This window comes from Cuniculiplasma divulgatum (assembly GCF_900083515.1).
Classification (GTDB): Archaea; Thermoplasmatota; Thermoplasmata; order Thermoplasmatales; family Thermoplasmataceae; genus Cuniculiplasma; species Cuniculiplasma divulgatum.
Window position 1 is genome coordinate 1886743 of the sequence record NZ_LT671858.1, and the last position, 22783, is coordinate 1909525.

Consider the following 22783-nt stretch of genomic DNA (forward strand, 5'->3'; position numbering starts at 1 on the left):
ATCTGGCATGGGAAAACATGCATGGTTCTTAAGAAAAAGTTATTAATGGTTTTTATATGCACATTGACTGAGTGATAGTTAATGGTAAATGTTAAAGAGGTTCCTGCTGACCTTTTGATTGAAAAGCTTACTGAGGAATTCAGTAAGAATGATAAGATTAAGGTCCCAGAGTGGGCAGAATTCCTTAAATCAGGTGTTCACAGAGAGAAGAGCTGGGTACAGGAAGACTGGTACTACAGAAGACTCGCATCAACACTGAGGAAAGTGTATGTGAGGGGAAATATAGGTATACAGAGACTTAGCGAAGAGTATGGCGGAAAAAAGGATGGCGGATCCAAGCCCTATCACCCCGCATCTGGCAGTAGAAGTATAGTGAGACATGTTCTCAACGAACTTCAAGACCTTGGATTACTGGTTAAAAAGGAAACGGGGAGATCCGTATCTCCAGTTGGAGAGGCAATGCTTCAGAAGGCATCAAAACAGGTAATGGAATCGCTTTCTGAGAAACAGGTAGAATTAAAGAAATATCTTTAGAGGCGTATAGGCATGGATTCAGACAGGGAGCTTGAAGAGTTAAGAAGGAAAAGAATGGAGGAGATGCAGAGAGCTCAGGGTCAGGAACAGGCCGAAGAAGAGCAAAAAAATGCCCAGGAAGCAGAAAGGGCCAGAAAGCAGCAGATATTGAGGCAGATTCTTGATATCGCAGCAAGAGAAAGGCTTGCTAATGTCAGGCTCGTAAGACCAGATGTGGCTGAAAACGTGGAGAATCAGCTTATTCAGTTGTATGGCATGGGGAGAATCAACAGAGTAATTTCAGATGATGAAATAAAGCAGATACTTGGACGGATGACAGAAACAAAGAGAGAAACACATATAGAGAGGAGATGAGGATGAGTAGGAATAAGGAAACAGGCAGAAAAATAAGATTAATGAGAAAGGTCAACCAGAACAGGAGAGTACCTGGTTGGGTAATAATGAGAACTGATAGAAAGGTAACCCAGAATCCATACAGGAGACACTGGAGAAGAAATAATCTGAAACTTTGAGGGAATGAAATGGCAGAAGATAGTGTTAATGATGAAATGCTTATGAATATCCCATTGAGAAAAGCCTTTGCCAGCTCCAAGAGGAGAAGGGCAGATACAGCTATTAAGGTAATTAGAGAGAATGTTGCAAAATTTACTAAATCAGATATTGAAAACGTTTGGATAGATAGCAAAATTAATGAAGAGATATGGAAGAGAGGAAGGTTCAAAATTCCAACCAGCATCCAGGTAAAGGTTCTAAAATTACAAAATGAAGAAATAGAAGTTTTGATGCCATAAATGATTAAGAAGCTTTCTCTCTTTGAGAACAATTATATTGGACTTTATCTACGCACCTGGGATGACATGGTTTTAGTACCATCATCTCTTGAAGATAGTGAAATAGAAGCCATACAGGAATCTCTTCAGGTTGATATCAGGAAGAGTCGCATGGATGATTCTGGAATGTATGGAATTTTTTCAGTTATGAATTCCAATGGGATAATAATCAGTGGAATGTATAGAAATAAGGATATTGACTTTGATACAGGACAGAGGAATGTGCTCTTCCTGAAAGACATGATAAATGCCGTTGGAAATGATATAGTAGCTAATGATCACGGAGCTATGGTCCATGAAGATTTTTCCAAAAAAAGTGTTATGGCAATTGAAGATGCACTTGGGGTAGAGACTATTCAGGGAACCATAGGTGGTTTTCCAACGGTTGGTTCCAGTTCAGTCCTCACAAGCAAGGGCATGATCGTTAATCCAGAAACAACAGATGATGAGATTGAGATTCTAAAAGATTTCTTCAAGGTTTCAGTAAAACTCGGAACAGCAAACTTTGGAAGTCCAATGGTTGGTTCGAGTATAGTGGCAAATAAAAACGGAATAATTGTTGGGAATGATACTACTTCCATAGAACTGACAGCAATAGATGATATACTCTCCTGATAATTTATTTTTGAAATATTTCCTTTAATTTTACAAGAGATATTAGTTCTACTCCGTTGTCTCTTAGAAGTTCATAACCTCCTTCCTCCCTGTCAACGACTGTAATCGCCCTGTTTACAATACATCCATTATCTCTCAGGAGATTAACTGCCTTGAGTACAGAATTCCCTGTTGTAACCACATCCTCGATTATGTTTACTTCTGAGCCTTTTTCTGGGTTCCCTATGATCAGTTTCTTCATACCATGTTTTGATTCTTTCCTTATTATAAGATAGGGTATGTTCATCTGATATGACACACCAATAACAATAGGTACTGCACCAAGCTCAACCCCTGCGACTACCTTTGCATTCAGTTTCTTAACCACTTCATGTACGATTTCCTTCATTATGTGGGGCCTAGCACACGCATCCTTTATATCAACGTAATATTCAGATTGCTTACCCGATGTAAGTGTGAAGTTCCCTTTTTTTACAGCATTCTCCTCAATAAGAAGTTCTTTAAGCATAAGTGGATAAAATTTAGATATATTTAGAATTAACTAATTTAAGGATGCTGTATAACCCCACTCAGCCAGGGAAGCCTTAGATTACATTGTTCTCCAGTGAAAGACTATTCTTACCTTCGATTATACATCTGACCTTATCTCCACTATGTATTTCGACTGCACCAGGAGTACCGGTGGATATTATATCTCCAGGTTCCAGAGTGAAAATTTTAGAGTGAAACGAAATGAGTTTTTCAGGAGAAAACATCATATTTTTTACGATGTTTGCGTGTTCTATCCTGCCATTTTTGATCGTGCTTATCTTCAGTGTGTGAAGATCTGGAAAATCATCTATTGTTGCAATTTCCGGTCCAATACTAAAAAATGTATCAAAGCTTTTTGACAGTGTCAAAAAACGTGGATTCTGCTCAAGAATATCAAGGGCCGTCATATCTATGATAGGAGTTATACCAAAAACGTGAGATATTGCATCTTCTTCACTGATATTTTTCCCCTTCTTTCCAATGATTATGCCAAGTTCTGCCTCCGCGGTAATTCTCCCCCATCCTTTTGGAATTACAATATTTTCTCCCTGAGTTATCATTGAGGTTTTTGGTTTCATGAAACTGGCAGGCATGACTGGCTGTTTCACATTCAGGTCCCTTGCGTGTTCAATATAATTTAGACCAATTGACCAAATCTTTCCAGGGTGTGAAATAGGTATAGCATATTCAGCCTCATTTTTTTCTAATTTATGTAAATTTGATACTTTTCCTCTGTTATAATCAATATGCCTAAGATTATCCACAATACCGCTATTTCTTATCATATCATCAAGCGTATCCGGCATCCTTATACCCATCAATTCCTCCATATCTTTGAGCTGAAGGAATTTATCATTCAGGCAAATGGATGGAAATCCTCCTGAATAGTTTTTTAACATACAGAACTTCATATGGATGCAATTATACTGTATTCTTAAACGTTGGCTCAATACCAATCTTGTTAACTTAAACCCAATAAAAATCTGATATCATTTTGCGAGTGATGCTAACTATGTCAGATGCTTGTCCGATATTTGTATTTCGAATTTAAAAAAAGTTTATATATTTGTCTGTCAATTGTCTATCAATGATGGAATATGACAGCGAGATGGAAAAAATCCTTAAAACCGCTAAAGTAAGGATTAAGGTAATAGGCTGTGGTGGTGCAGGATGTAACTCTGTTACAAACCTTAAGAAGTTTGGACTATCAGGTGCAAAACTCATTGCACTTAACACTGATGCCGCACATCTTAAAGATAAAACTGATTCTGATGTGCTTATGCTCATTGGGGAAAGATTAACTAATGGACACGGTGCAAAAGCTGATCCAAATGTGGGGAGAGATGCAGCCATAGAAAGTAGAGATTCGATTATGAAGGCTACTGCAAATGCAGATCTTGTCTTTATTATAGCCGGGATGGGTGGAGGTACTGGAACCGGAAGCGCACCCATAGTTGCTCAGGCAGCAAAGGCCAATGGTGCACAGGTTATATGTTTTGTAACCCTCCCAACAAAAAGTGAGGGCGAAATAAGAAAACAAAATGCAAAGATAGGTCTAGAGAGTCTCACAAAAGTCTCGCATACAGTCATAGTTATTTCAAATGAAAGGCTCAAGCAGATAAACAACAAAAAAAATGAGGAGGAAAGCTATGCTATGGCCGATAAATTCATTGTAGATCAGATTTCAGGTATTGTTAATACGATTACAGACACCAGCCTGATAAATGTTGAATTCTCTGACCTCATGAGGGTGTTATCGCACTCAAGAGCTGCATATGTTGGAGTGGGAGAGTCTTCAGGTGGAGAAAAAAGAATGGATTTTGCCCTTAATGATGCCTTAACAAACCAGTTGATTGATGTGGATATATCAAAGGCGAAGGGATGCTTGATGAGGGTCATAGGAGGTAACTTTACCATCGATGAATTTGATGACATATCAAAGAAAATGCTAGGGATGATGAATGAAGATTGTGAATTTATAGTTGGAGCAGACATAAAGGAAGAGATGGGCGACGCGGTTAAAATTTTCCTGATTATTACAGGTGTTGATTCCAACTTCATAATCGGAAATGGTGACGATATCGATCCTCACCTTTTTGGCGATGATGACAGTGACAATAGAATTGCATAAAGTCTGAAAACTACATTTTACCAATTTTTTTATATTATTTGTAATTAGCCATCATTATGAATCATAAAATTGTTGCATCCCTTGATATAACAGACGAGAAGAAGTTGATTTCTATTGCTGAGGAAATAAGTAACAGCGTGTTTGCAATTAAAATAAACTGGCCAACAATATTGAGCCTCGGAAAATCAATTATAGGAAAACTTTCCATGTTTTCAAAAGTGATTTGCGATCTGAAGATAGCAGATATACCGAATACCAACAGGCTTATTATTGAACAAATTTCAAAGGAAAACCCATGGGCAGTTATTGGACACCTCTTTCCAGGACCTGATTCTATGAAATCTCTTGTTGATAATTCTGGTGAAATAAAAATAATTGGAGTTGCATCAATGAGCAATCCCGGGTCTAATCTGTATCTTAACCCAAACTTTGAGAATCTAGTTTCTGATGCTATAACTCTTGGATGTTACGGTATTGTGGCACCTGGAAACGATTATGAACTCCTCGGAAAAATATCAAGGACAAAAGGACCATTGAAGATTTTCTCTCCTGGAGTTGGCGCACAGGGTGGTGGATACAAAAAAGCAATTAGCTCCGGCTCAGACTATGTAATAATAGGTAGATCTATCTATGAGAATCCTGAACCACTGAAATATATAATGAATCTGGAAGGAGAAAACTAACCACGAGAAAATGTCACAGGTCGTTAACTATTCGGCCGTAAAGTTGATCCAGTATTTTTGTAAGTATAAGTAAGATTTATGGGAGTATTTATGCAAATTAACTACGAAAGTTATATATTGTAATCAAAAATACAGGTAATATCACTACAAAGACTGATCATTATGAGTGACGTCCTTCCTGAACTAGAACAGAAAAGAGAGATTTTAAGAAATCTGGTCGAAGACCATATCAAGAGGCGAGATGAGCTTTCGCAAGAAGCCCATTATTACGCTGAAGAGAGGGATAAACTTAACCAGAAATCTAAATCTATGCGAGAAATTGTTATGAAAAAGATTGACGATAAGGGACAGCTTATCGAAAAAATTCAGAAAATGAGAAATGAAAAAGAAGATCATTTTAAAGAACTTTCTGAATTGAGAAGGGAGTTAAGAAAATACCGTGATTCATTTAAATCACAGGGTGCTGATCCTTCTGAATTAAGAAGAAAGGAGAAGGAACTTCAAAGGCTTGAGAAAACCCAGCAGACTACGCAGCTTAAGAAGGATGAGGAAAAAAGGATAGTTCTTGAGATCAGGAAGCTCAGCAACGATATTAGAAAAACAAGGGAAGCTGTAGAAAAAGAACTGAAAGAAAACGACAGTGTTAAGGATTTATCTGGAAAGATAAACGAGAAGAGAAAAGTTGTAGATGAGTTCAAGAAGGAAATTGACGAAATATCCAAACAGATAAATGGGCTTGGAGACGAGATTAGTAAGGGTCTTCAGGAACTTGATGAAACAAGAAAAAAAGCCGATGAATTTCATGAAATGTTTATAAAGTTCAATAAGGAATCTGAGAAAGAACATGAAGGGTTCATAAAGGCAAAAACTGAACTCAGAGACCTTGAAAAGATACTTGGTGGAATGGCAGCAAAAACTAGAGCCACCAGAAAGAAGGAGAAGGAAGGGGAATTACAGAATAAGGCAAATGTTCTTTTTGATAAATTTAAGAATGGGGAACAGCTCACAACAGAGGATCTCCTGATTCTCCAAAAAGCTGGATTTCTCTAATCCAGGCTATTATTACTTTCAGAAGAAAGAGATACATTATAAATTCTTGACCCGTCCTGTATATTTATGTTTGATGAAAGAGCGCTCTCTATTACCTCACAGTCCTTCCCTATGGACGTCCCTTTCATTATTACTGACTTTGAAACAGTAGATTTCTTTCCTATACTACAGTTTTCAAATATTATAGAATCCCTGACATTGCAGTTCTCTGCTATTACAGCATTGTCATAAACTGTTGAATTCTCTATTAAGGCATTCTTTCCAATTTTAACTCCTTCTCCTATATAGCAACTTCCTGTAACAGTAAAATCTGATCCTGCAGGTCTTTCCCTGATTATCATTTTCCCTTTAAAATTGGTCTCATTTATTTCGTTACCATACTTTTCTGACATGAGCTGGTTTGCAAGTATAAGTTCTCTTGGTCTTCCTGTATCAAGCCATGCTCCCTTGCCGTGATAAGTATTTATCTCAACTCCCTCTCTCAATAGTTTAGGAAAGAGCTCCTTGGCAAAGTCATAAGTTTGATCTTCAGGTATATGATTGAATATTTCTGGTTCAAGAACATATATTCCGGCATTCACCATATTTGTAAAAACCTCAGCAGCAGTAGGTTTCTCAAGGAATCTCTTAACAATATTATTTTTATCCTCAACAATACCAAACTGCGTTGGATCTTCAACTTCAGTTAGTACTATGGTTGCAATCTTTCCACTCTCCCTGTGTGACCTCACCGCCTCTTCTATATCAAAGTCAGCAAGAACATCTCCACTTGCTACAACAAAGGTATCATTCAGAAAACCCTCAACCATTTTTACAGAACCTGCAGTTCCTGCTGGTTCTCTCTCTACAGAATACAGTATACTCTGCTTCTGGTGCTTTGTTTTTATCAATCCTGAGATCAGTGCTTCGAATTTATATCCTGTAGTAACTATGATATCTTCAATGCCAGCCTGTGCAAACGATCTAATTGGGTATTCCATACAAGGTATACCAGCAATGGGTACCAGTGGTTTAGGTATTGCATAGGTTATTGGCCTCAGCCTTGTTCCTCTTCCACCGGCCATTAAAACTCCCTTTAGAGACATAGTTCTACATACTCATTAATATTAAAAATATTGAGTATATAGAAGATGTGGAGGAAAATAGATAAAACCTATATTTTCTTCATTTGGTTTATAACTTCCCGTGATAGATTATAAGATCTATAATGCGGATTATTTCTCTTCTTCGCCGTAGTATGGAATCTTAAATTTTACCCCCTTTCTCAGTAACTCCTTCGATGATTCATATCCCGCATCCGCATGTCTTATAACTCCAATTCCGGGATCTGCATTGAGTACCCTTTTAATTTTATCCTCTGCTTCCTTTGTTCCATCGGCAACAAGTACAAAACCGGAATGGATTGCGTTACCTATTCCTGTACCTCCACCATGATGTACTGAAACCCATGTTGCTCCAGATGCAGTGTTTAGTAGAGCGTTAAGTATGGGCCAGTCTGCAATGGCATCAGAACCATCCTTCATGTTTTCTGTTTCCCTGTATGGAGATGCCACAGAACCCGTGTCGTGGTGATCTCTACCGATCGCAATTGGGGCCGAAAGATCTCCATCCTTTACCATGTCGTTCATTATAAGACCTATTTTTTCTCTTTCTCCATAGGCGGCGTAACATATCCTTGCCGGTAACCCCTGGAACTTTACCTTTTCCCTTGCAAGTTTCAACCATTTCACGAGGTGATCATTATATCCTAGATGATATGAAATTGCCTCGTCAAGCTTGTAAATATCTTCCGGATCACCAGATAGGGCAACCCATCTAAACGGACCGGAACCAACTGCAAATAAATCTCTAATATATGCCGGCACGTATCCCTGTATCTCAAATGCCCTGCTTTCTCCACCTTCCTTTGCTCTGGTTCTCAGGTTGTTACCATAATCAAAAACTTTAGAACCATATTCCTTCATCTTCAGTATCGCCCTAACTTCCTTGACTATGGATTCATAAACCTTCTTTCTGTATGCCTCGAAATCCTCTTCCCTAAACTTTGCAGCACTTTCAACGGTATATCCTTCTGGTATGTAACCTAAGTTCAGGTCATGGGCCGCTGTCTGATCCGTTACCACATCCGGAACTATTTTCTTTCTTGCAAGCTCATCGAAAATAGTTGCAGCATTTCCAAGCAAACCAATTGATATGGGTTTTTTCTTCTGCACGTATTCATCCTTAATCCTAAGGGCATCGTCAAGATCCTTTGCCTGTACATCAAGATATTTTCCTTTCAATCTTCTGTCTATTTTCTCCTGATCGACATCTACAACTAAGCCAACACCATTATTCATTGTAATTGCCAGAGGTTGAGCACCTCCCATCTCTCCAAGACCAGCTGTGAGAACCCATTTTCCTGTTAGATCTGGTTGATTGAAATCCTTCTTGGCCATTGCGTGCAATGTTTCGTATGTACCCTGAAGAACACCCTGACTTCCTATGTATATCCATGAACCTGCCGTCATCTGCCCAAACATTGTGAGACCTCTCTTTTCAAGATCCCAGAATATATCATCAGTTGCCCATTTTGGGACTATCTGGGCGTTGACAATAATAACACGTGGTGCTTCCTTTGTTGTCTTGAAAGCACCCACCGGCTTGCCAGACTGAATCAGTAGTGTTTCGTCGTTGTAAAGCTCTTTCAGCATTGCAACAATTTCATCAAAATCTTTCCATGTTCTTGCTGCCTTTCCTTTCCCTCCATAAACTATAAGGTTTTCTGGGTCCTTTGCAACTTCTGGATCGAGATTGTTCATAAGTAAACGAAGTGCGGCTTCCTGTTGCCATCCTCTTGCATTTAATTTTTTCCCTCTTGGAGCCCTTATTTCTTTATATTCTCTCATAATTGTGTAAGGAAAATTAGTTTAATAACTCTTCTTTACCTAATAAGGGGTATTTCGGTGGTTCCTGCATATTATTTATGAAATTTATTTTTCAGTTTTTACCGAATAGTAGAGACTCCCACCAAACGCTAGCGCCCAAATTATATTCGGAATCAGTATCAATCGTTCTATTCCCCCTACCCCAAGTCCCAGATCATAGTATTTTGAAACTTCTATAGTTAGAGTGAAGAGTATTAAAGCTACCAGACCAAATGCTCCAAGAATGGCCCATATGATTGCCATTCCATCTTTCTTTTTGAAAAACACAAAAAATGAAGCTATTGATGCAAACACGAAGGCAAACAGTGCAAATATGAGATGGATATCTCCAAAGTGTTCATTGAATATTCCAACACCTGCTGCCCCTATTCCAGATAGTATAAGTGATACAGTTACCCCCATTGAATATTTCTTAAGAAATATTCCAGATAGCACCTCAAATATACCAAGAACAATTATGCTGATATCAAAAATATAGGGAGTACTGTCGATTCCCAGATGACTTATGGTGTTGTTTGATATACTGTATCCCTTGTCCACAAAAGCAGCTATATTCAGAAATATGAAAAATTGGGCTATCCCTATGAAAAGGAACAAACCCCCATATTTGAAACTTTTATTATTTGATGCCATAAAATATCAGTAGATTATACAATTTAAACTATAGTATAATTCTATTTTATTTAATAACTAAAATGGTTATGTGGTTAAAATTGATTTTACTTCATTGTTTTTTCAAGAAAGTTCCTTGTTTCCTTCATGGATTGTAGTATATGTTCCTTCTCTGTAAAACCGTGGCCTTCTCTGGGAAATAGAAGCAATCTTACGTCCTTTCCATTTTCCTTTAATGCTCTGTAGAACTGGAAGGACTGGCTTACTGGAACACATGGATCGGATTCTCCATGCATTATGAGAAGTGGTGTCTTTATGTTCTTTACGTATCTTAAAGGTGAGAACTTTAAAAATTTATCAAACTCGAGTGCTTTCTGATCGTACTGAATTTCATCCCATTCTGGGATATTTGTTGTACCATGAAAACTGATCCAGTCAGAAATTCCGAAGAGAGAAATCGCTGACCTGAAAATGTCTGTTTGTGTAATTGCCCATTGAGTCATGAATCCACCATAGGAACCACCTGTTATTGCTATTTTATTCCTGTCAGAATATCCTTCTTTAATCAAGAATTGAACACCTGTTATCACATCATGCAGATCCATTCCTCCCATGTCACCAAAGTTCAAGCCCGCAAACTTCCTTCCTCTTCCTGTACTGCCCCTAAAATTTGGCATGAAAATGGAGTACCCCTCAGGAAGAAGGTATGAATATCTGTCCATGAAAGTTTCCTTTACAGAACCGGTTGGACCTCCATGAACTATCACAAGGGACGGCATATTCTTTCCTGGGTTCCTCAGGAAACCATTTATCTCAAGACCATCAACTGATTTCCATGATACAGATTTCCATTCATAGGCCTTTATTTCCTTCATTTTCTCATTGTGTGTTGTGATCTGTTTATCGTTTCTTTCACCAATATTTACTACGAAAATCTCAGATGGATTACTCTGGTCCGAAAACTCTATGAATATTTTTCCTGAAGTATAAACAAAGTCTGGAGCCATACCTGGACCCACACTTCCTCTCTTTTTCCATAATATTTCAGAATTTCCGCTAGAAAATCTCTCTATCATGAAATATTCCTTTTCCTGACAAATTGCAAGAAGATTTCCATTTTCATCCCACCTGGGTCCGCTATAGCTTTTTTCTGCATCCTTACTTATGTTTGTAACTTTACCTGATGTCGTTTCAAGGAACATTAGGTCCCCTGTCGTTACACCTCTATCACTCCATATAGATTCCACAAAACTTAGTCTCGAACTATCATTTGAAAGTGATGGTAGTGCAACTTGCCCATTACTTGGCCTGTAGATCTTTCTCCATAATCCATTCATACTTATTTCAGCTATATAATTCTCGAACCAGCTCCCTTCTCTTGGTGAATCCGATGAAACCGCGTAAATCTTGCCGCTTTTATAATCGAATTCCCATATATGAGGAGTATCCTTTATTTCACTGAATCCTTCTGTTAACCTGAGTTTGAATATTCTATTCTTTTCATCAGTTTCTTCAAAGAAATGCCCATCTTCTGCCTTCTCAATTTTATCCTTTGTGATAGGGGACGTGAGCATAATGATCTCATTATCTTTGCCCCACCTATAGTCTATTGGGGCCCCAGGGCACTTTAATTCCATTTCAGCTTTCTCCATTAAATTCCTTATATGAAGATTCCAGCTATCGTCCGTTCCTGAAATATACGATAGATGCTTATCGTCCATAGAAAATTTAGGAAGAGAAAGTTGATGACCAGATTCTGATATAGATTCTTCAGACCCAGAGTCGATATTTTTCAATATAATTTTATTTTCCTGAGGTTTCTTAAATTCCTTATATCCCTGACCCAGTACATAACTTAATAACTTTCCATCACCACTCACAGTTTTCCCGGTTATGGTACTTAGATCGAAAATGCTTTCAATAACTGGTTCTCTTGACATCTGGAACCATTGATTTCTGATATTTATAATTATTTAGGATTCACGATGACTTCCGTTGCTTTATTATATGGTAAAGATTTATTGATTATATTACTTGGAACAATTTGAATACCCATTAGATTAGTCGCCACTGTGATAAGATTTTTCTTAAAGTATTTCTAATAAGAAAGATTACCAGTTTAACGCCACTGTGGCTTAGTAGGTAGAGCAGCTGATTTGTAATCAGCAGGTCGGGGGTTCAAATCCCTCCAGTGGCTCTTTTCTTGTTTTCCGAAGCAATGTACATTAATCGGAAGCTGACTTGCAATGAAATTAATTGAACAGTTTACTCTGCAGTTAACATATCCCTGAGACTATTCTGAAGCAGATAGTTCAAAATCCTGATTTTAAGGTGAGATTCCAGAGGGAAGTGGTAGAGAATCAAAAATAACTGTGCAGCATTTATTTTGAGTTGTTAAAAATACTTCATGAATTATTTTTGTATGTCCATCCAAAAAATTAGCAGTTGTTCTAGAATCTCCAAAGCATTTGAGTATGATAGCTGATCTTTAAATATTGCATAATAACTTAATTTGCTTCTATAAAGTAACATTGACTGTACCATAATCCTCTGTGTTAGCGGAAATATCCTATTGATACTGATTTTTATTCTCTAAAATTTCAGTCCCAAATAGGAAAAAAACTTCTCCTAACTGTTTCCACTTTAACTGCACAATTTTGTTCCTTAGTTATGGTACCAAGGACTTGTGATGATTAATCCAGCAGACAACCATAACGATTCCTCCGGAAATGGCCATAAGTGATGCAACGCCTATAAACACATCTCTGACATTTAACCCGCTAGCTAGTATTCCTACAAAGATAGCGCCAAATCCATAGCCGGAATCCCGCCAGAGCCTGTAGATACCAAGTCTTGTCCCTCTTTCAGAGGGTTTGACCTTATCATTCACGGCGGCGATTAGAACAGGATACAGAAAAGCCATTCCGAGACCTGCAAGAAAACTCAGCAAGGCAATAATTACAATTCCATGAAAAAAGACGAAACCAACCATGGCAGTTGAATCAATCCAGAATCCAGTAATTATAAGGACATTGCGGTCAATATGATCCGATAGCCTTCCTGTGATGATCTGGACTACCCCCCATGTTATCTGATAAATTCCAACCAAAACAGCTATGGTAAACAGGCTGAAGTGAAGTGAAAGAAGGTATAATGGCATGAGCCCCCAAAATACAACATCTACAAATTTCTCAAAGAGACCAGCCTGTGAATAGGAAAAGAGGAGTCTGTTTGACCATGATGTATCTGTGAACATCTTAATGAATGAAACCGAACTACCTGCTTGATTAATTCCAAGTTCTTCTGATTTAGTAAAGCCTACAGTTTCCCTTATTGTGAGTGCCGTTGTTCCTATGGCCACAATTACAACTACGATTCCGAACAGAAATGATGCCCCCCTTAATCCATATGAAGCAGCCATGTACCCCGTAATGATTCCTGCAGTGGCCTGACCTATGTAGCCGGCCGCCTCGTTCAGTCCAACCGTGAGGCCCCGGGATGTGCTTCTGCTCAGATCCAGACCTGCGGTTACTGTCATAGTCCAGGCAAATGCCTGATTTACGCCTACGCCTATATTGGCCAGCACAATCATATTCCAGCTTGTCGAGAAGTAGAATATGAATGGGACTGGAATAGCCACAAGCCATCCTATTAGAAGCAGTTTCTTTCTTCCAATGTCATCCGATATTTTTCCCGATACCAGATTGAGTACACTCTTTGTGAAGCCAAAAGCCGCCAAGAACGAGAGAATATATAAATACGATGAAATATGATATATGTCATTAGCCATTGCTGGGACGAGAACACGCTCTATCCCAAGGAACCATCCAATGAACAGGGTTAGTATCAGAAGGATAACGTACTGTGTGGTGTCATGTGTTAATCTTTGTGGCGTGTCACCATTTTTCATACGAGAAACCATGAATCACTCCTTTGAGCATGCTGGTCTGGATCTGTCCCACATCATTTCGAAATGTTCTCTGGACTGTAAAACGCAATTACTGCAAGGTTCCACTATTCCGTAGATCTCATGGTCTTTCTCCATGGATATCATAAACGAGGTCTCGTTGTCAAAAACATAGTACCTTGAATTCAACCTGTCATATATTCTTGAGAATGGTATGAGATCATCTGGAATTTCTTTTGCTTCGCTGGAGGAAAATATCATTTTCAACTGCACACCAGTTTTTGTTTTGATATTTTCTTGCAATTTACCATCCAGTGTTCTGATCCCCGGGTCCATTACATAAATTGAATGTCGAGCTTTTTTTACCATGGTTTGGAGGTAATACTGTACTTTACTGGAACCCACTATGCTCCATGACACTTTGAGATCTCGCGATCTGTGTTCGTTCCTTCTCACCACTGACAAGTAATTGGTTAAATGATCCTCAATCTCATCGATCCTAGACCTTCCCTCCTCACACAGAATACTGATAACAATTTCTGGTTCAGGGATTAAGAACATAGAAGGATTACTCGAGACCTTCTGTACCAGATTAAGTTGGATCAATTTTTCTAAAACTGCGTATACTTTCGTGTAGGGAATCTCTGTTGTTTGGGAAAGCTCCTTTGCCGTCATCCCTCCGCGGGATAGTGTGAGAAATAGCTCAGCCTCATATTGTGTAAGCCCAAGATATTCAAGCTCATCTAATATTTCAAAATGTACATCTGGATTATCTTCAATATATGACATATTAATCTTCCCTGATGTTTATCTCCCTTATCTTCTCCTTTTCAGATATGGGTTGAGGTTCCATTTCTCCAAGTTTTTCTCTGAAATCACTGTATGATTCTGTCTGAAGGAGTGGATTGCAGAGCTGCTCATATCCCAGTGTAGAAGAGACCTTTGGGCTCATGTTGGCACCACAGACAGATCCAGAATAGTGTGCAGGCATTAATTCGACAAAGCCCGGTAGACGCAATATTTTCTCGGTTATGCTTTCGTATAATTCATACGAAGTATCCATTCCAGAAATATCTGATCTTCCCACATCGCCAACAAATAGAGTGTCTCCTGTGAAGATTGTTGATGGAGTTTCAGGATTTCTCTTATAATCGTAATACACCAAGGATATGCTCTCTGGTGTGTGCCCTGGTGTGTGTAATACCTCAATTCGTGCATTTCCTATTTTCATGGTATCTCCATCTTTCAGTGGGAGGAAATTAAATTCCACCTTTGCATCTTCAAACATATAAATTGGGGCGTCTACAAATCTATGCAATTTCTTAGCACCGGAGATATGGTCGGCGTGAATGTGGGTCTCGATTATACCCTCTATCTTCAGTGCCAAAGAACTGGCCATCTTAATATATGTATCCACTTCATCTTTAGGATCGATTACAAATGCTTTTCCGGAACTGGGGCATCCAACAATGTACGAAGCACACGAGTGTTCCTCATTCAGGATTTGTCTTAAAAGAGGCATATTTTGTTATTATCCTGCGGATAATAAGGCTTCTGCTTTTTTTAAATTTAAAGGTTAAATTCAATCAGCAACCCATCAGACTCATCTATAAATTCTTCCCTCAAAGTGAAACCAGCTCTTCTTTTTGCAGCATGGCGTTTTTCAATGAGTTTGTAAAAACTAGATTGAATGATCATAACTGAAGAAAAATTCTAAGTCCGCATTAACACAATATGCTCACTAAGGCCAGACGGGGGAGTTGTGGAAAATCAATTTATATTTGACAATAACCGGGAATGCTATGGAGCACATTAAGCAGAAGATTTGTTTAATCTTATGTGTTTTTTTTTAATCGTTCCATGATGGTTTTTCGAGATTGTCGTCGATATATAGACAACATTATATAGGAAACAATAATACTCTCATGAGGAGAAAACAAATGTGTGGAATGAATAAAAACAAGTGTGGATGCGACAACGAAAACATGGAATCCAGAATGTCTCGATGCGGCCAGATGTTTCGGAACCGTTCTGAAAAGGATGTGGCTGAAGACCTTGAGGACTACAAGGAACAGCTGGAGAATGAGATATCAATGCTTGAGAGAAAACTGGCAAGGATCAAGTCGCACAAGAATGAGAACGTGGAGTAAACGTATCTCCACATAAATTTAGAGGTGACTGGGATTGTTGAAATGTGCTGATTGTGGCGATACTGTAATGCCAGGTAAAGAGTTTCCGTTTGAAATAGAAGGAGTTGTAAGAGTATACGGTTGTGAACTCTGTGCTCTGCATCATGCAAAAGTTCTTGAGATAGAAAAAATAGAGAAACAGTATGCGACAATTGCAGCAAAGAGGGAAGAATTGAAAGAAATAGAAATTCAGAAAGAACTACTAAGAAAGGAGGTTGGAAAGTAAGTGGATAAAAATTGCTCCTGTCGATGTGGCCCATTCAAAGTAAGTCTTATCCCCCCGGGAGTACTCAAGCCTTTGATACTTAAAATTCTTGAAGATAACCCCATGCATGGATATGAAATAATGAATGAAATTTCCCTGCGCACACAAGGTTACTGGAGGCCCACCGCTGGCTCCATATATCCTGCCCTTGGCTCACTGGAAAAAGATAGATATGTGGAAAGGCGTGAATTAATGCAGGGAGAGCGGGCAAGACAGATGTATATTATTACGGATCTTGGAAGAGAAACCATAAAAGACATGTCTCAGTTTTCTGAGAGCTGGAAGAATGGACTTAATAAGCTTATGGGGTTATTGTAATAGATACTGGCGAAAAGAATGAAGAATACAACGATATGTCGCGTTTCATTAGAACTCTTCTTTTTCCTATCTTGTAATCAGCAGGTCGGGGGTTCAAATCCCTCCAGTGGCTTATAGGTAAAATAGTTCATTTTTGATTTGTACTCACTTTAATTTTTCTGGAAGTGTGTGTCATGTGAATTCTTATTTTTTTCCTTGTTCTGATGCATTTTAATTTATAATGAATTAGTGTAATTAGATGCTTTATGGTGATAGTTAAACATTCTCACACCGTAATTTAGATCTTACATGTATTAATTTTTTGCTCGATTTCAATCAAATTTTTACTATTTCCAGAATTAGCCTTTTTCTTCCTCCAAAATTATCGAGAAATATCTTATAATTCACCACTCCAGAGAGACGCATCAACCGTTTGATACTGCCTCTGGTATGATTGAAGCTTGGCATTGCTTCAAATCCGTCGATAAAGTTTTTTTCCACAAGTCCACTGGACCTGTGATTTCTCATTTCAATAATTGCAATTCCTTTTTCCATTAGTACCCTGTATATTTCGTGAATAACTGCGATTTGTTCCTGTTCAGTGGAAAGCTCGCTGAACGCGTTCCACATGCAAATGACATAGTCAAATGAATCTTCCGGGTATGGGATGCTTTGCATGTTCCCATTTTTGAATTCAATATTCAGACTTCTTTTCTTAGTCTCTTCCCTGGCTCTTTCAATGAAAATTGGAGTGATATCCATCCCATAAACGGTATACCCATATTCTGCAAGGGGAATCGAAAATCTTCCATATCCACAGGCCAGATCCAATATTGTTGAACCATTTCTTAGGATACCTGTGAGATATGATAATTCACTCTCAGTCTGGGCAGTGTTTTTTCTCGCAGAAAGCCAATCGACACCCATTTCTGTATAAAATTCCTTTGATGTTTTTATATGCATATGTTAATTATTACCAATCGCGTATTACAATATTAATCCACCTTTGCCAATTTTGTATGTAATTATCTACCCTTGGTTGTTTTATTGGTAATTCCTTTTTAAATTTTCCACCTATTTATCACTAACCAGAGATTCTTCTAATATATAATTGAAATAACTCCTTAAAACTATACTCTGTTTAAATGAAATTTCACAGGGATGAATGATCTCTTTTTTAATATACTGTAGATTATACCATTCCATATGGATAGAGACATTGTTCAGGTATCAATGAAAGATGTTGCCAGATTCTCTATTATTCGGCAGCACCTTTCGGAAAAGCCGGGCAAGAGATTGAATGAGAAGCAGAAAATTTTGGAAATTTTTAAGGATTTAAAATACGTCCAGATCGATCCTGTGTACACAGTAGAAAGAAGTCATTTCCTTACCCTCTGGAGCAGATTGGGTAACTTTAACAGGCAGAATCTTCTAGACCTAATATACAGAGATCATCTTCTGGTTGAATCCTATGCTCATCAGGCATCTATTTCAATTATTGACGATCTGCATATTTTAAAAATGAGTATGAATGAAAGAAAGGAAAGATATTTGAAAACACATCCCGAAATAAAGCCTTCAATTGAACAGATTAAAGAGTTTATCAGGTCAACCGGACCAACAACATCAAACAAACTTTCAGAGTTAAAAATTGAATCTGGAATAAGTGGCTGGGGGCATGAAAGAAAGGTAAATTTACTGCTTAACCTGATGCACAGAATGGGAGAATTAATTATATGTGATAGAACAGAATCAAACCAGAAGGTGTGGAATGTCCCTGATAGTGATTTTAGTGGGTTAACGGAGAAGAACACTATTGACAGGAAAGAGGTCGAAAAAGTAGTATTTCAGAAATCCCTTGAGTCACTTGGTATTGCCTCTCCAGAGCAGATCAAAAGGCATTATTCTCCTGTTAGTATTTCTAATGGAGTTCAAATCGTGAACGAACTTCAGGATGAATCAGTTATAGTACCGGTGGAAATAACCAATAATAACTCAAAGATGAGAAAAAAATGGTTCATACTAAAAAAGGATATACCATATCTGGAAAATCTTGAAAATAATTGGATGCCACCATCTGTCCTGCTTTCTCCCTTTGATAATCTAACTATAGACAGAAAGAGGACAGAAGAGATATTCAATTTTGATAGCCGAATGGAAATGTATATTCCAAAACATAAAAGAAAATATGGGTTCTACTGCATGCCATTCCTTCATGGTGACAGAATAATAGGAAGAGTTGACCTGAAATTAGATCGCCATAATAGTGAACTAAAGATCAATGCGATCTATGATGAGGGTAGATATTTTTCTCAGAAGAGGGTTCTAGGAACAATGATTGATTCGTTAAATTCCTTGTCAGAATTTCTTAACGCATCATCTATTAAAATTCCTCAAACCATTCAATATAGTAAATGAGAAGTTTATCCCAAAATTTTCCCTTATTTTAATTGTAATATTTTGGTTTTTTCAACGTTAAATGGGTGTTGAATGAAGAGAAATGCGCCTCAGAATGACTTATTGTGGGGATTATAACTATTGTTTTAAAGTTGAAATGAAGAATGTTCATATTAATAATGTGTATGTTAATTATTGATTCTATTAAGAATGGCTGCGTGGAGTATATATCAGAATTTTTCTGAATACAATGCTAATTTGGGATAAAGTAAGATTGTAATCATCTAAAGAAAGGTTTATATTGCTTGACACTATCTAGCACGATGAACACAAAAAGAAGTGGTTTATTTTATAGGCAATGAGAAAACAGATGATAATCTTGAAAAATTAAGAGAAGATCTTCTATTGAATACTCTTGAAATTACAGATATGTTCAGGAAAAGAGTAGAATTATCACGCCTTATATTTCAGGAAAAGCTAAGGAAAGGTGTTACCCTTCGTGATAGAAATCAAGAATTGAGGGTTATCAGAAGAATTGGTGTAAGGTCTGTTGAGGAACGCAGTTTCGTTAATGCGCTTTTTGAACTAACTACCCAGGCACAGGCAGGTTTGATATCTGGTAAGTCAGAAGAAGAATGTGATTGTGAAACAGCAGAATATCAAATTGGAAGAATAATATGCCTGACTGGAGATGAAATATACCACAACTGTGACAGGGAGCATCCATTCATTAAAGCGGCAATCTCAAGAGGTTCACATATAGTGTGTGGCAGCATAGAAGATTATGACCTAAAAATTAGTATTCGAACTGATGAACTTAATCTTAAGATAGACGCTTTCAATAATAAATTGAAGAAATTTTCCTTTGATGATTTGCTAAAACCGAGTGGATTCAAGAAAATTCTTGTGGAGTGTGATTGATATGAAAATACTGGTTGTGGGTTCTTCCGGTAGGTTTGGGGCTACTCTCCTGAATTTATTCAAAGGCACTGGACATGAAGTGAGAGGAGTTGATATTCAGGATTATGGGAAATTAAAGGAAGAAATGAAGATTGCTGAATTTATATTTCTGGCTGTTCCAGCCTCAGTTGCCCTGGGTATTATAAATGAGTTTGGTGCTACAAGGAAAATTATCGAGATATCATCCTCAAAGGATCCATTCAAAAAATTTGCGGGAAAGATAATAAGCATACATCCGCTGTTTGGTCCTCTTTCCTTAGATGATCTGAAATTGAGAAATATACTGTTCATCAATGACATTTCATTTTTAGGATCAGAAAATATAATATCTGCTCTTTTCCCTGGTTATAATATTATTCCAATGAAATCTGATGAGCATGATCACCTGATGATAGAACTTCAGGTAATACCCTATGTAATTTCCATGTTATCTTCCAGAATCTCCAGTAAAACTGAATTGAAAACTAGATCTAGAATCATTCTGGATCAGATGTCTGATGTTTGTTCCTTACAGGGTTCCTTAACCCTTCTAGACACTATCAGATTGAATCCTTTTTCAAAGAATGCAATTGAGACTGTAAGTAAAACCATTGATGAACTAAGAGGTGAAATTTTTGATAATAATACCAAATAATGAGGCGAACGAACCATTCGTGAATGATGCCCTCATGGATTCTTCAATGTCGTTCCGAAAGATCAGTCTTTATGGAAGGAGCCTTTTTATCACTAATTTCTCTTCCACAGAAAATATTGATTACATACCGATCAAGGATGCAATTGTGATATCTGATGGCCTGTACTCAAGAAAGGTAAAAAAGGACTCTACTAATGTTACTGTTGGAAACGTGAAAATAGGATCTGGAAAACTTGTGATTGCTGCAGGCCCATGCGCAGTAGAATCGGAAGAACAGTTGATGGAAATTGGAGAGAGAGTTAAGGAAATGGGTGCAAATATGCTGAGAGGGGGAGCTTTCAAACCCAGAACAACCCCATATTCCTTTCAGGGTTTAGGAGTTAAGGGAATTAACATGATGAAGAAAGTTAGTGACTATACTGGACTTCCAACTGTCTCAGAAATTATGGATATATCATATTACAAACATTTTGATGGAAAAATTGACATGATTCAGGTAGGGTCAAGGAATTCGCAGAACTTTGCACTTCTGAGATTTTTAGGTCAGAAAGGAATGCCTGTACTTCTGAAGAACGGAATGGGAAATACAATATCAGAATGGCTAAATTCAGCTGAATACATTCTATCGGGAGGTAATGGAAACGTTGTGATGTGTTATCGCGGTGTAAGAAGCTTCGAGGACAGCACACGATTCATGATGGATAGTGGTGCCATACCTGTTTTAAGAGAAAGGTCACATTTGCCTGTTTGTGCAGATCCAAGCCATCCTGCAGGAAAGAGAGAATATGTCGAGACACTGGCCATGGCGGCAGTTGCTTCCGGAACGGATATGCTGGAAATTGAAGTACACAACAATCCGGATGAAGCTCTTTCTGATGCAAAACAGCAACTTGATTTTATGGGATTCTCAAAATTGATAAAGAAAGTCAGAAAATTGAAAGAAATTGTTGGATGAGTTGAGTGAGAGATTTAACAAAGGCATAATAATTAATCCTGAAAATAATCCTCGTTGAAATGGTATTTGAATAGCCATTCATAGTGGCCACGAAGTGATCCCCAGTAAATTTCTTCCATCACCTTCTTTTCCAGATAGTTCATTCTTGATGGCTCAATTTTTTCCACAGGCTTATCGTAAGTTCCAACAACAAACGTAGCTTTGTGAAATCCAGTTTCCATTGAACACTGGGTTCTCCCTGTAAATTTGTAATTTTTTCCTGTTCCGTGGATATCACCTATTATATTGCTTGCTACTACTATGCCCTCAAGATGAGCCTCAACACCTGCCTTAGATGTTGGTATATCTGTTGTGTCTCCTATGGCAAAAGCATTGTCATATGTCGTTATATGCAGATCTTTTCTGTCAACCTTTACCCATCCATCTTCGTCTGACATCTCAGATCCCTTAAGAAAATTTGCTGGCTTATGCGGGGGAGTGAGAAATAAATGATCATATTTCAGCGTTTCTCCTTCAAGAGACGTGATCTCTTTTTTCTCAGAATCTACTGTGTCAGTATTGAATGTGGTTATGCTTTCAATAGATCTATTCTTATAAATCGGTTCTATCACCTCATTTATTGACTCTGCAGAGTAAATTCTGGTAAAAGGAGTTATGTACACTATCTCGACCTTGTCTCTTATGCCTTTCCTTGTGAAATATTCATCAAGCATGAATGCAGACTCATTTGGAGATGGTGGGCATTTATAAGGTAGACCCCCAATACCAACCACTATTTTCCCGGATTTTATACCTGAAATCTCTTTATAAATAAGGCCAGAGCTACTGGCATTTGTGTGAAAGTCTTTATTTGCTTCCCTAAGTCCAGGAATCTGATCGTAATCTGGAGATGATCCTGTTGATATGACCAAATAATCAAAATCCCTATTTTCGTCACTCCCTTCAGTCCTGATATACCTGTTTGCAAGATCTACTTTTTCAACATTCTCATACACTATCTTAACCCCAGGGGTCACCAGCTTATTCACATCTTTCCTTATCTTTGAAGGATCAGTTCCACGGAATGCCACCTCAAGATATCCAGGCTGGAATTCCTGTTCAGTTTTCTTATCATATAGTGTGATAGAAACCTCTTCTTTCTTGATCTCATTTGACAGTTCCCTTGCTAATTTACTGGATGTTATAAGTCCCCCAGCACCGCTTCCAATTACAGCAATTTTTTTCGTTTTAACCACCTTTGTATTATTTTGAAGATTGATTGCCAGT

General features: G+C 37.9%; 26 protein-coding genes and 1 tRNA gene. 16 read left to right on the forward strand and 11 right to left on the reverse strand.

All coding sequences use genetic code 11. The features are described 5' to 3' along the window. The first annotated feature begins 81 nt into the window (after positions 1-81). The 5 genes from CSP5_RS09360 to CSP5_RS09380 are packed head-to-tail and all read left to right on the forward strand — an operon-like array spanning position 82 to position 1979. Positions 82-534: a 30S ribosomal protein S19e gene (locus tag CSP5_RS09360; RefSeq protein WP_021789671.1), complete on the forward strand. Its 453-nt coding sequence runs from the start codon at positions 82-84 to the stop codon at positions 532-534. 12 nt (positions 535-546) lie between these two features. Then, a complete protein-coding gene (locus tag CSP5_RS09365) occupies positions 547-888 on the forward strand; it encodes a DNA-binding protein (RefSeq protein WP_021789670.1) in 342 nt (113 codons plus the stop codon). A gap of 2 nt (positions 889-890) precedes the next feature. Then, positions 891-1046, forward strand: coding sequence for a 50S ribosomal protein L39e (locus CSP5_RS09370; RefSeq protein ID WP_077076725.1), 156 nt, complete (start codon positions 891-893; stop codon positions 1044-1046). A gap of 9 nt (positions 1047-1055) precedes the next feature. After that, positions 1056-1325 (forward strand): 50S ribosomal protein L31e, encoded by a 270-nt coding sequence (locus tag CSP5_RS09375; protein WP_021789668.1) that lies wholly within the window; start codon positions 1056-1058, stop codon positions 1323-1325. Then, positions 1326-1979: a translation initiation factor IF-6 gene (locus tag CSP5_RS09380; RefSeq protein ID WP_021789667.1), complete on the forward strand. Its 654-nt coding sequence runs from the start codon at positions 1326-1328 to the stop codon at positions 1977-1979. It abuts the gene before it with no gap. A gap of 4 nt (positions 1980-1983) precedes the next feature. Here CSP5_RS09380 and pyrE read toward each other — a convergent pair whose 3' ends face one another. Together pyrE and CSP5_RS09390 are read right to left on the reverse strand one after the other, a co-directional pair. Further along, on the reverse strand, positions 1984-2487 hold the full coding sequence (gene pyrE / locus CSP5_RS09385) for an orotate phosphoribosyltransferase (protein ID WP_021789666.1): 504 nt from the start codon (positions 2485-2487) through the stop codon (positions 1984-1986). Positions 2488-2563: 76 nt separating this feature from the next. Then, complete coding sequence (locus CSP5_RS09390) at positions 2564-3421, reverse strand: fumarylacetoacetate hydrolase family protein (RefSeq protein WP_148690225.1); 858 nt, start codon at positions 3419-3421, stop codon at positions 2564-2566. A gap of 176 nt (positions 3422-3597) precedes the next feature. Between CSP5_RS09390 and CSP5_RS09395 the strand changes: the two genes are divergently transcribed. The 3 genes from CSP5_RS09395 to CSP5_RS09405 all read left to right on the forward strand — a co-directional run bounded on the left by CSP5_RS09395 (position 3598) and on the right by CSP5_RS09405 (position 6374). After that, complete coding sequence (locus tag CSP5_RS09395) at positions 3598-4641, forward strand: cell division protein FtsZ (RefSeq protein ID WP_021789664.1); 1044 nt, start codon at positions 3598-3600, stop codon at positions 4639-4641. A gap of 56 nt (positions 4642-4697) precedes the next feature. Beyond that, positions 4698-5324, forward strand: a complete 627-nt coding sequence (pyrF, locus tag CSP5_RS09400; protein WP_148690226.1) for an orotidine-5'-phosphate decarboxylase — start codon at positions 4698-4700, stop codon at positions 5322-5324. Between the two features lie 162 nt (positions 5325-5486). Then, positions 5487-6374 (forward strand): coiled-coil protein, encoded by an 888-nt coding sequence (locus tag CSP5_RS09405; protein WP_021789662.1) that lies wholly within the window; start codon positions 5487-5489, stop codon positions 6372-6374. On the opposite strand, the gene CSP5_RS09410 is transcribed toward CSP5_RS09405, so the two are convergent. From CSP5_RS09410 to CSP5_RS09425, 4 genes are all read right to left on the reverse strand, one after another. Beyond that, positions 6371-7459, reverse strand: a complete 1089-nt coding sequence (locus tag CSP5_RS09410; RefSeq protein ID WP_148690227.1) for a sugar phosphate nucleotidyltransferase — start codon at positions 7457-7459, stop codon at positions 6371-6373. The genes CSP5_RS09405 and CSP5_RS09410 overlap by 4 nt on opposite strands. Before the next feature lie 129 nt (positions 7460-7588). Further along, complete coding sequence (gene hutU, locus CSP5_RS09415) at positions 7589-9262, reverse strand: urocanate hydratase (RefSeq protein WP_148690228.1); 1674 nt, start codon at positions 9260-9262, stop codon at positions 7589-7591. Positions 9263-9346: 84 nt separating this feature from the next. Beyond that, positions 9347-9934, reverse strand: a complete 588-nt coding sequence (locus tag CSP5_RS09420) for a DUF998 domain-containing protein (RefSeq protein ID WP_148690229.1) — start codon at positions 9932-9934, stop codon at positions 9347-9349. An 86-nt stretch (positions 9935-10020) separates the two neighbouring features. Further along, the gene (locus CSP5_RS09425; protein WP_148690230.1) at positions 10021-11853 is read right to left on the reverse strand and encodes an alpha/beta hydrolase family protein; all 1833 of its coding nucleotides are present in this window, start codon (positions 11851-11853) and stop codon (positions 10021-10023) included. A gap of 184 nt (positions 11854-12037) precedes the next feature. Between CSP5_RS09425 and CSP5_RS09430 the strand changes: the two genes are divergently transcribed. Next, positions 12038-12110: transfer RNA gene (locus CSP5_RS09430), tRNA-Thr, on the forward strand. A 471-nt stretch (positions 12111-12581) separates the two neighbouring features. On the opposite strand, the gene CSP5_RS09435 is transcribed toward CSP5_RS09430, so the two are convergent. The 3 genes from CSP5_RS09435 to CSP5_RS09445 are packed head-to-tail and all read right to left on the reverse strand — an operon-like array spanning position 12582 to position 15342. Then, complete coding sequence (locus tag CSP5_RS09435; protein WP_172399469.1) at positions 12582-13823, reverse strand: MFS transporter; 1242 nt, start codon at positions 13821-13823, stop codon at positions 12582-12584. Between the two features lie 15 nt (positions 13824-13838). Beyond that, positions 13839-14609, reverse strand: a complete 771-nt coding sequence (locus CSP5_RS09440; RefSeq protein WP_148690232.1) for a TrmB family transcriptional regulator — start codon at positions 14607-14609, stop codon at positions 13839-13841. A 1-nt stretch (position 14610) separates the two neighbouring features. Beyond that, complete coding sequence (locus CSP5_RS09445; protein ID WP_148690233.1) at positions 14611-15342, reverse strand: MBL fold metallo-hydrolase; 732 nt, start codon at positions 15340-15342, stop codon at positions 14611-14613. Between the two features lie 493 nt (positions 15343-15835). Between CSP5_RS09445 and CSP5_RS10010 the strand changes: the two genes are divergently transcribed. The 3 genes from CSP5_RS10010 (at position 15836) to CSP5_RS09460 (ending at position 16592) form a co-directional block, all read left to right on the forward strand. Then, on the forward strand, positions 15836-15970 hold the full coding sequence (locus CSP5_RS10010) for a DUF5320 domain-containing protein (RefSeq protein ID WP_206744755.1): 135 nt from the start codon (positions 15836-15838) through the stop codon (positions 15968-15970). 37 nt (positions 15971-16007) lie between these two features. Beyond that, positions 16008-16235: a hypothetical protein gene (locus CSP5_RS09455; protein WP_172399471.1), complete on the forward strand. Its 228-nt coding sequence runs from the start codon at positions 16008-16010 to the stop codon at positions 16233-16235. Between the two features lie 72 nt (positions 16236-16307). After that, positions 16308-16592, forward strand: coding sequence for a PadR family transcriptional regulator (locus tag CSP5_RS09460; protein ID WP_148690236.1), 285 nt, complete (start codon positions 16308-16310; stop codon positions 16590-16592). 315 nt (positions 16593-16907) lie between these two features. Here CSP5_RS09460 and CSP5_RS09465 read toward each other — a convergent pair whose 3' ends face one another. Beyond that, positions 16908-17534, reverse strand: coding sequence for a class I SAM-dependent methyltransferase (locus CSP5_RS09465; protein WP_148690237.1), 627 nt, complete (start codon positions 17532-17534; stop codon positions 16908-16910). 243 nt (positions 17535-17777) lie between these two features. On the opposite strand from CSP5_RS09465, the gene CSP5_RS09470 reads away from it, so the two are divergent. The 4 genes from CSP5_RS09470 (at position 17778) to aroF (ending at position 21517) form a co-directional block, all read left to right on the forward strand. Next, positions 17778-18989 (forward strand): DNA glycosylase AlkZ-like family protein, encoded by a 1212-nt coding sequence (locus CSP5_RS09470; protein WP_148690238.1) that lies wholly within the window; start codon positions 17778-17780, stop codon positions 18987-18989. A gap of 318 nt (positions 18990-19307) precedes the next feature. Beyond that, positions 19308-19889, forward strand: a complete 582-nt coding sequence (locus tag CSP5_RS09475) for a chorismate mutase family protein (RefSeq protein WP_148690239.1) — start codon at positions 19308-19310, stop codon at positions 19887-19889. A 1-nt stretch (position 19890) separates the two neighbouring features. Then, on the forward strand, positions 19891-20562 hold the full coding sequence (locus tag CSP5_RS09480) for a Rossmann-fold NAD(P)-binding domain-containing protein (RefSeq protein WP_148690240.1): 672 nt from the start codon (positions 19891-19893) through the stop codon (positions 20560-20562). A gap of 34 nt (positions 20563-20596) precedes the next feature. Next, positions 20597-21517: a 3-deoxy-7-phosphoheptulonate synthase gene (gene aroF / locus CSP5_RS09485; RefSeq protein WP_148690292.1), complete on the forward strand. Its 921-nt coding sequence runs from the start codon at positions 20597-20599 to the stop codon at positions 21515-21517. 32 nt (positions 21518-21549) lie between these two features. Here the strand turns inward: aroF and CSP5_RS09490 are convergent, their stop codons facing one another. Beyond that, a complete protein-coding gene (locus tag CSP5_RS09490) occupies positions 21550-22752 on the reverse strand; it encodes an NAD(P)/FAD-dependent oxidoreductase (protein ID WP_172399473.1) in 1203 nt (400 codons plus the stop codon). Positions 22753-22783: the final 31 nt, after the last annotated feature.

Coding starts and splice junctions, on each gene's coding strand:
- CSP5_RS09360 (WP_021789671.1), top strand. CDS start 82: ATGGTAAATGTTAAAGAGGTTCCTGCTGACCTTTTGATTGAAAAGCTT.
- CSP5_RS09365 (WP_021789670.1), top strand. CDS start 547: ATGGATTCAGACAGGGAGCTTGAAGAGTTAAGAAGGAAAAGAATGGAG.
- CSP5_RS09370 (WP_077076725.1), top strand. CDS start 891: ATGAGTAGGAATAAGGAAACAGGCAGAAAAATAAGATTAATGAGAAAG.
- CSP5_RS09375 (WP_021789668.1), top strand. CDS start 1,056: ATGGCAGAAGATAGTGTTAATGATGAAATGCTTATGAATATCCCATTG.
- CSP5_RS09380 (WP_021789667.1), top strand. CDS start 1,326: ATGATTAAGAAGCTTTCTCTCTTTGAGAACAATTATATTGGACTTTAT.
- pyrE (WP_021789666.1), bottom strand. CDS start 2,487: ATGCTTAAAGAACTTCTTATTGAGGAGAATGCTGTAAAAAAAGGGAAC.
- CSP5_RS09390 (WP_148690225.1), bottom strand. CDS start 3,421: ATGAAGTTCTGTATGTTAAAAAACTATTCAGGAGGATTTCCATCCATT.
- CSP5_RS09395 (WP_021789664.1), top strand. CDS start 3,598: ATGATGGAATATGACAGCGAGATGGAAAAAATCCTTAAAACCGCTAAA.
- pyrF (WP_148690226.1), top strand. CDS start 4,698: ATGAATCATAAAATTGTTGCATCCCTTGATATAACAGACGAGAAGAAG.
- CSP5_RS09405 (WP_021789662.1), top strand. CDS start 5,487: ATGAGTGACGTCCTTCCTGAACTAGAACAGAAAAGAGAGATTTTAAGA.
- CSP5_RS09410 (WP_148690227.1), bottom strand. CDS start 7,459: ATGTCTCTAAAGGGAGTTTTAATGGCCGGTGGAAGAGGAACAAGGCTG.
- hutU (WP_148690228.1), bottom strand. CDS start 9,262: ATGAGAGAATATAAAGAAATAAGGGCTCCAAGAGGGAAAAAATTAAAT.
- CSP5_RS09420 (WP_148690229.1), bottom strand. CDS start 9,934: ATGGCATCAAATAATAAAAGTTTCAAATATGGGGGTTTGTTCCTTTTC.
- CSP5_RS09425 (WP_148690230.1), bottom strand. CDS start 11,853: ATGTCAAGAGAACCAGTTATTGAAAGCATTTTCGATCTAAGTACCATA.
- CSP5_RS09435 (WP_172399469.1), bottom strand. CDS start 13,823: ATGAAAAATGGTGACACGCCACAAAGATTAACACATGACACCACACAG.
- CSP5_RS09440 (WP_148690232.1), bottom strand. CDS start 14,609: ATGTCATATATTGAAGATAATCCAGATGTACATTTTGAAATATTAGAT.
- CSP5_RS09445 (WP_148690233.1), bottom strand. CDS start 15,342: ATGCCTCTTTTAAGACAAATCCTGAATGAGGAACACTCGTGTGCTTCG.
- CSP5_RS10010 (WP_206744755.1), top strand. CDS start 15,836: ATGTTTCGGAACCGTTCTGAAAAGGATGTGGCTGAAGACCTTGAGGAC.
- CSP5_RS09465 (WP_148690237.1), bottom strand. CDS start 17,534: ATGCATATAAAAACATCAAAGGAATTTTATACAGAAATGGGTGTCGAT.
- CSP5_RS09470 (WP_148690238.1), top strand. CDS start 17,778: ATGGATAGAGACATTGTTCAGGTATCAATGAAAGATGTTGCCAGATTC.
- CSP5_RS09480 (WP_148690240.1), top strand. CDS start 19,891: ATGAAAATACTGGTTGTGGGTTCTTCCGGTAGGTTTGGGGCTACTCTC.
- aroF (WP_148690292.1), top strand. CDS start 20,597: ATGGATTCTTCAATGTCGTTCCGAAAGATCAGTCTTTATGGAAGGAGC.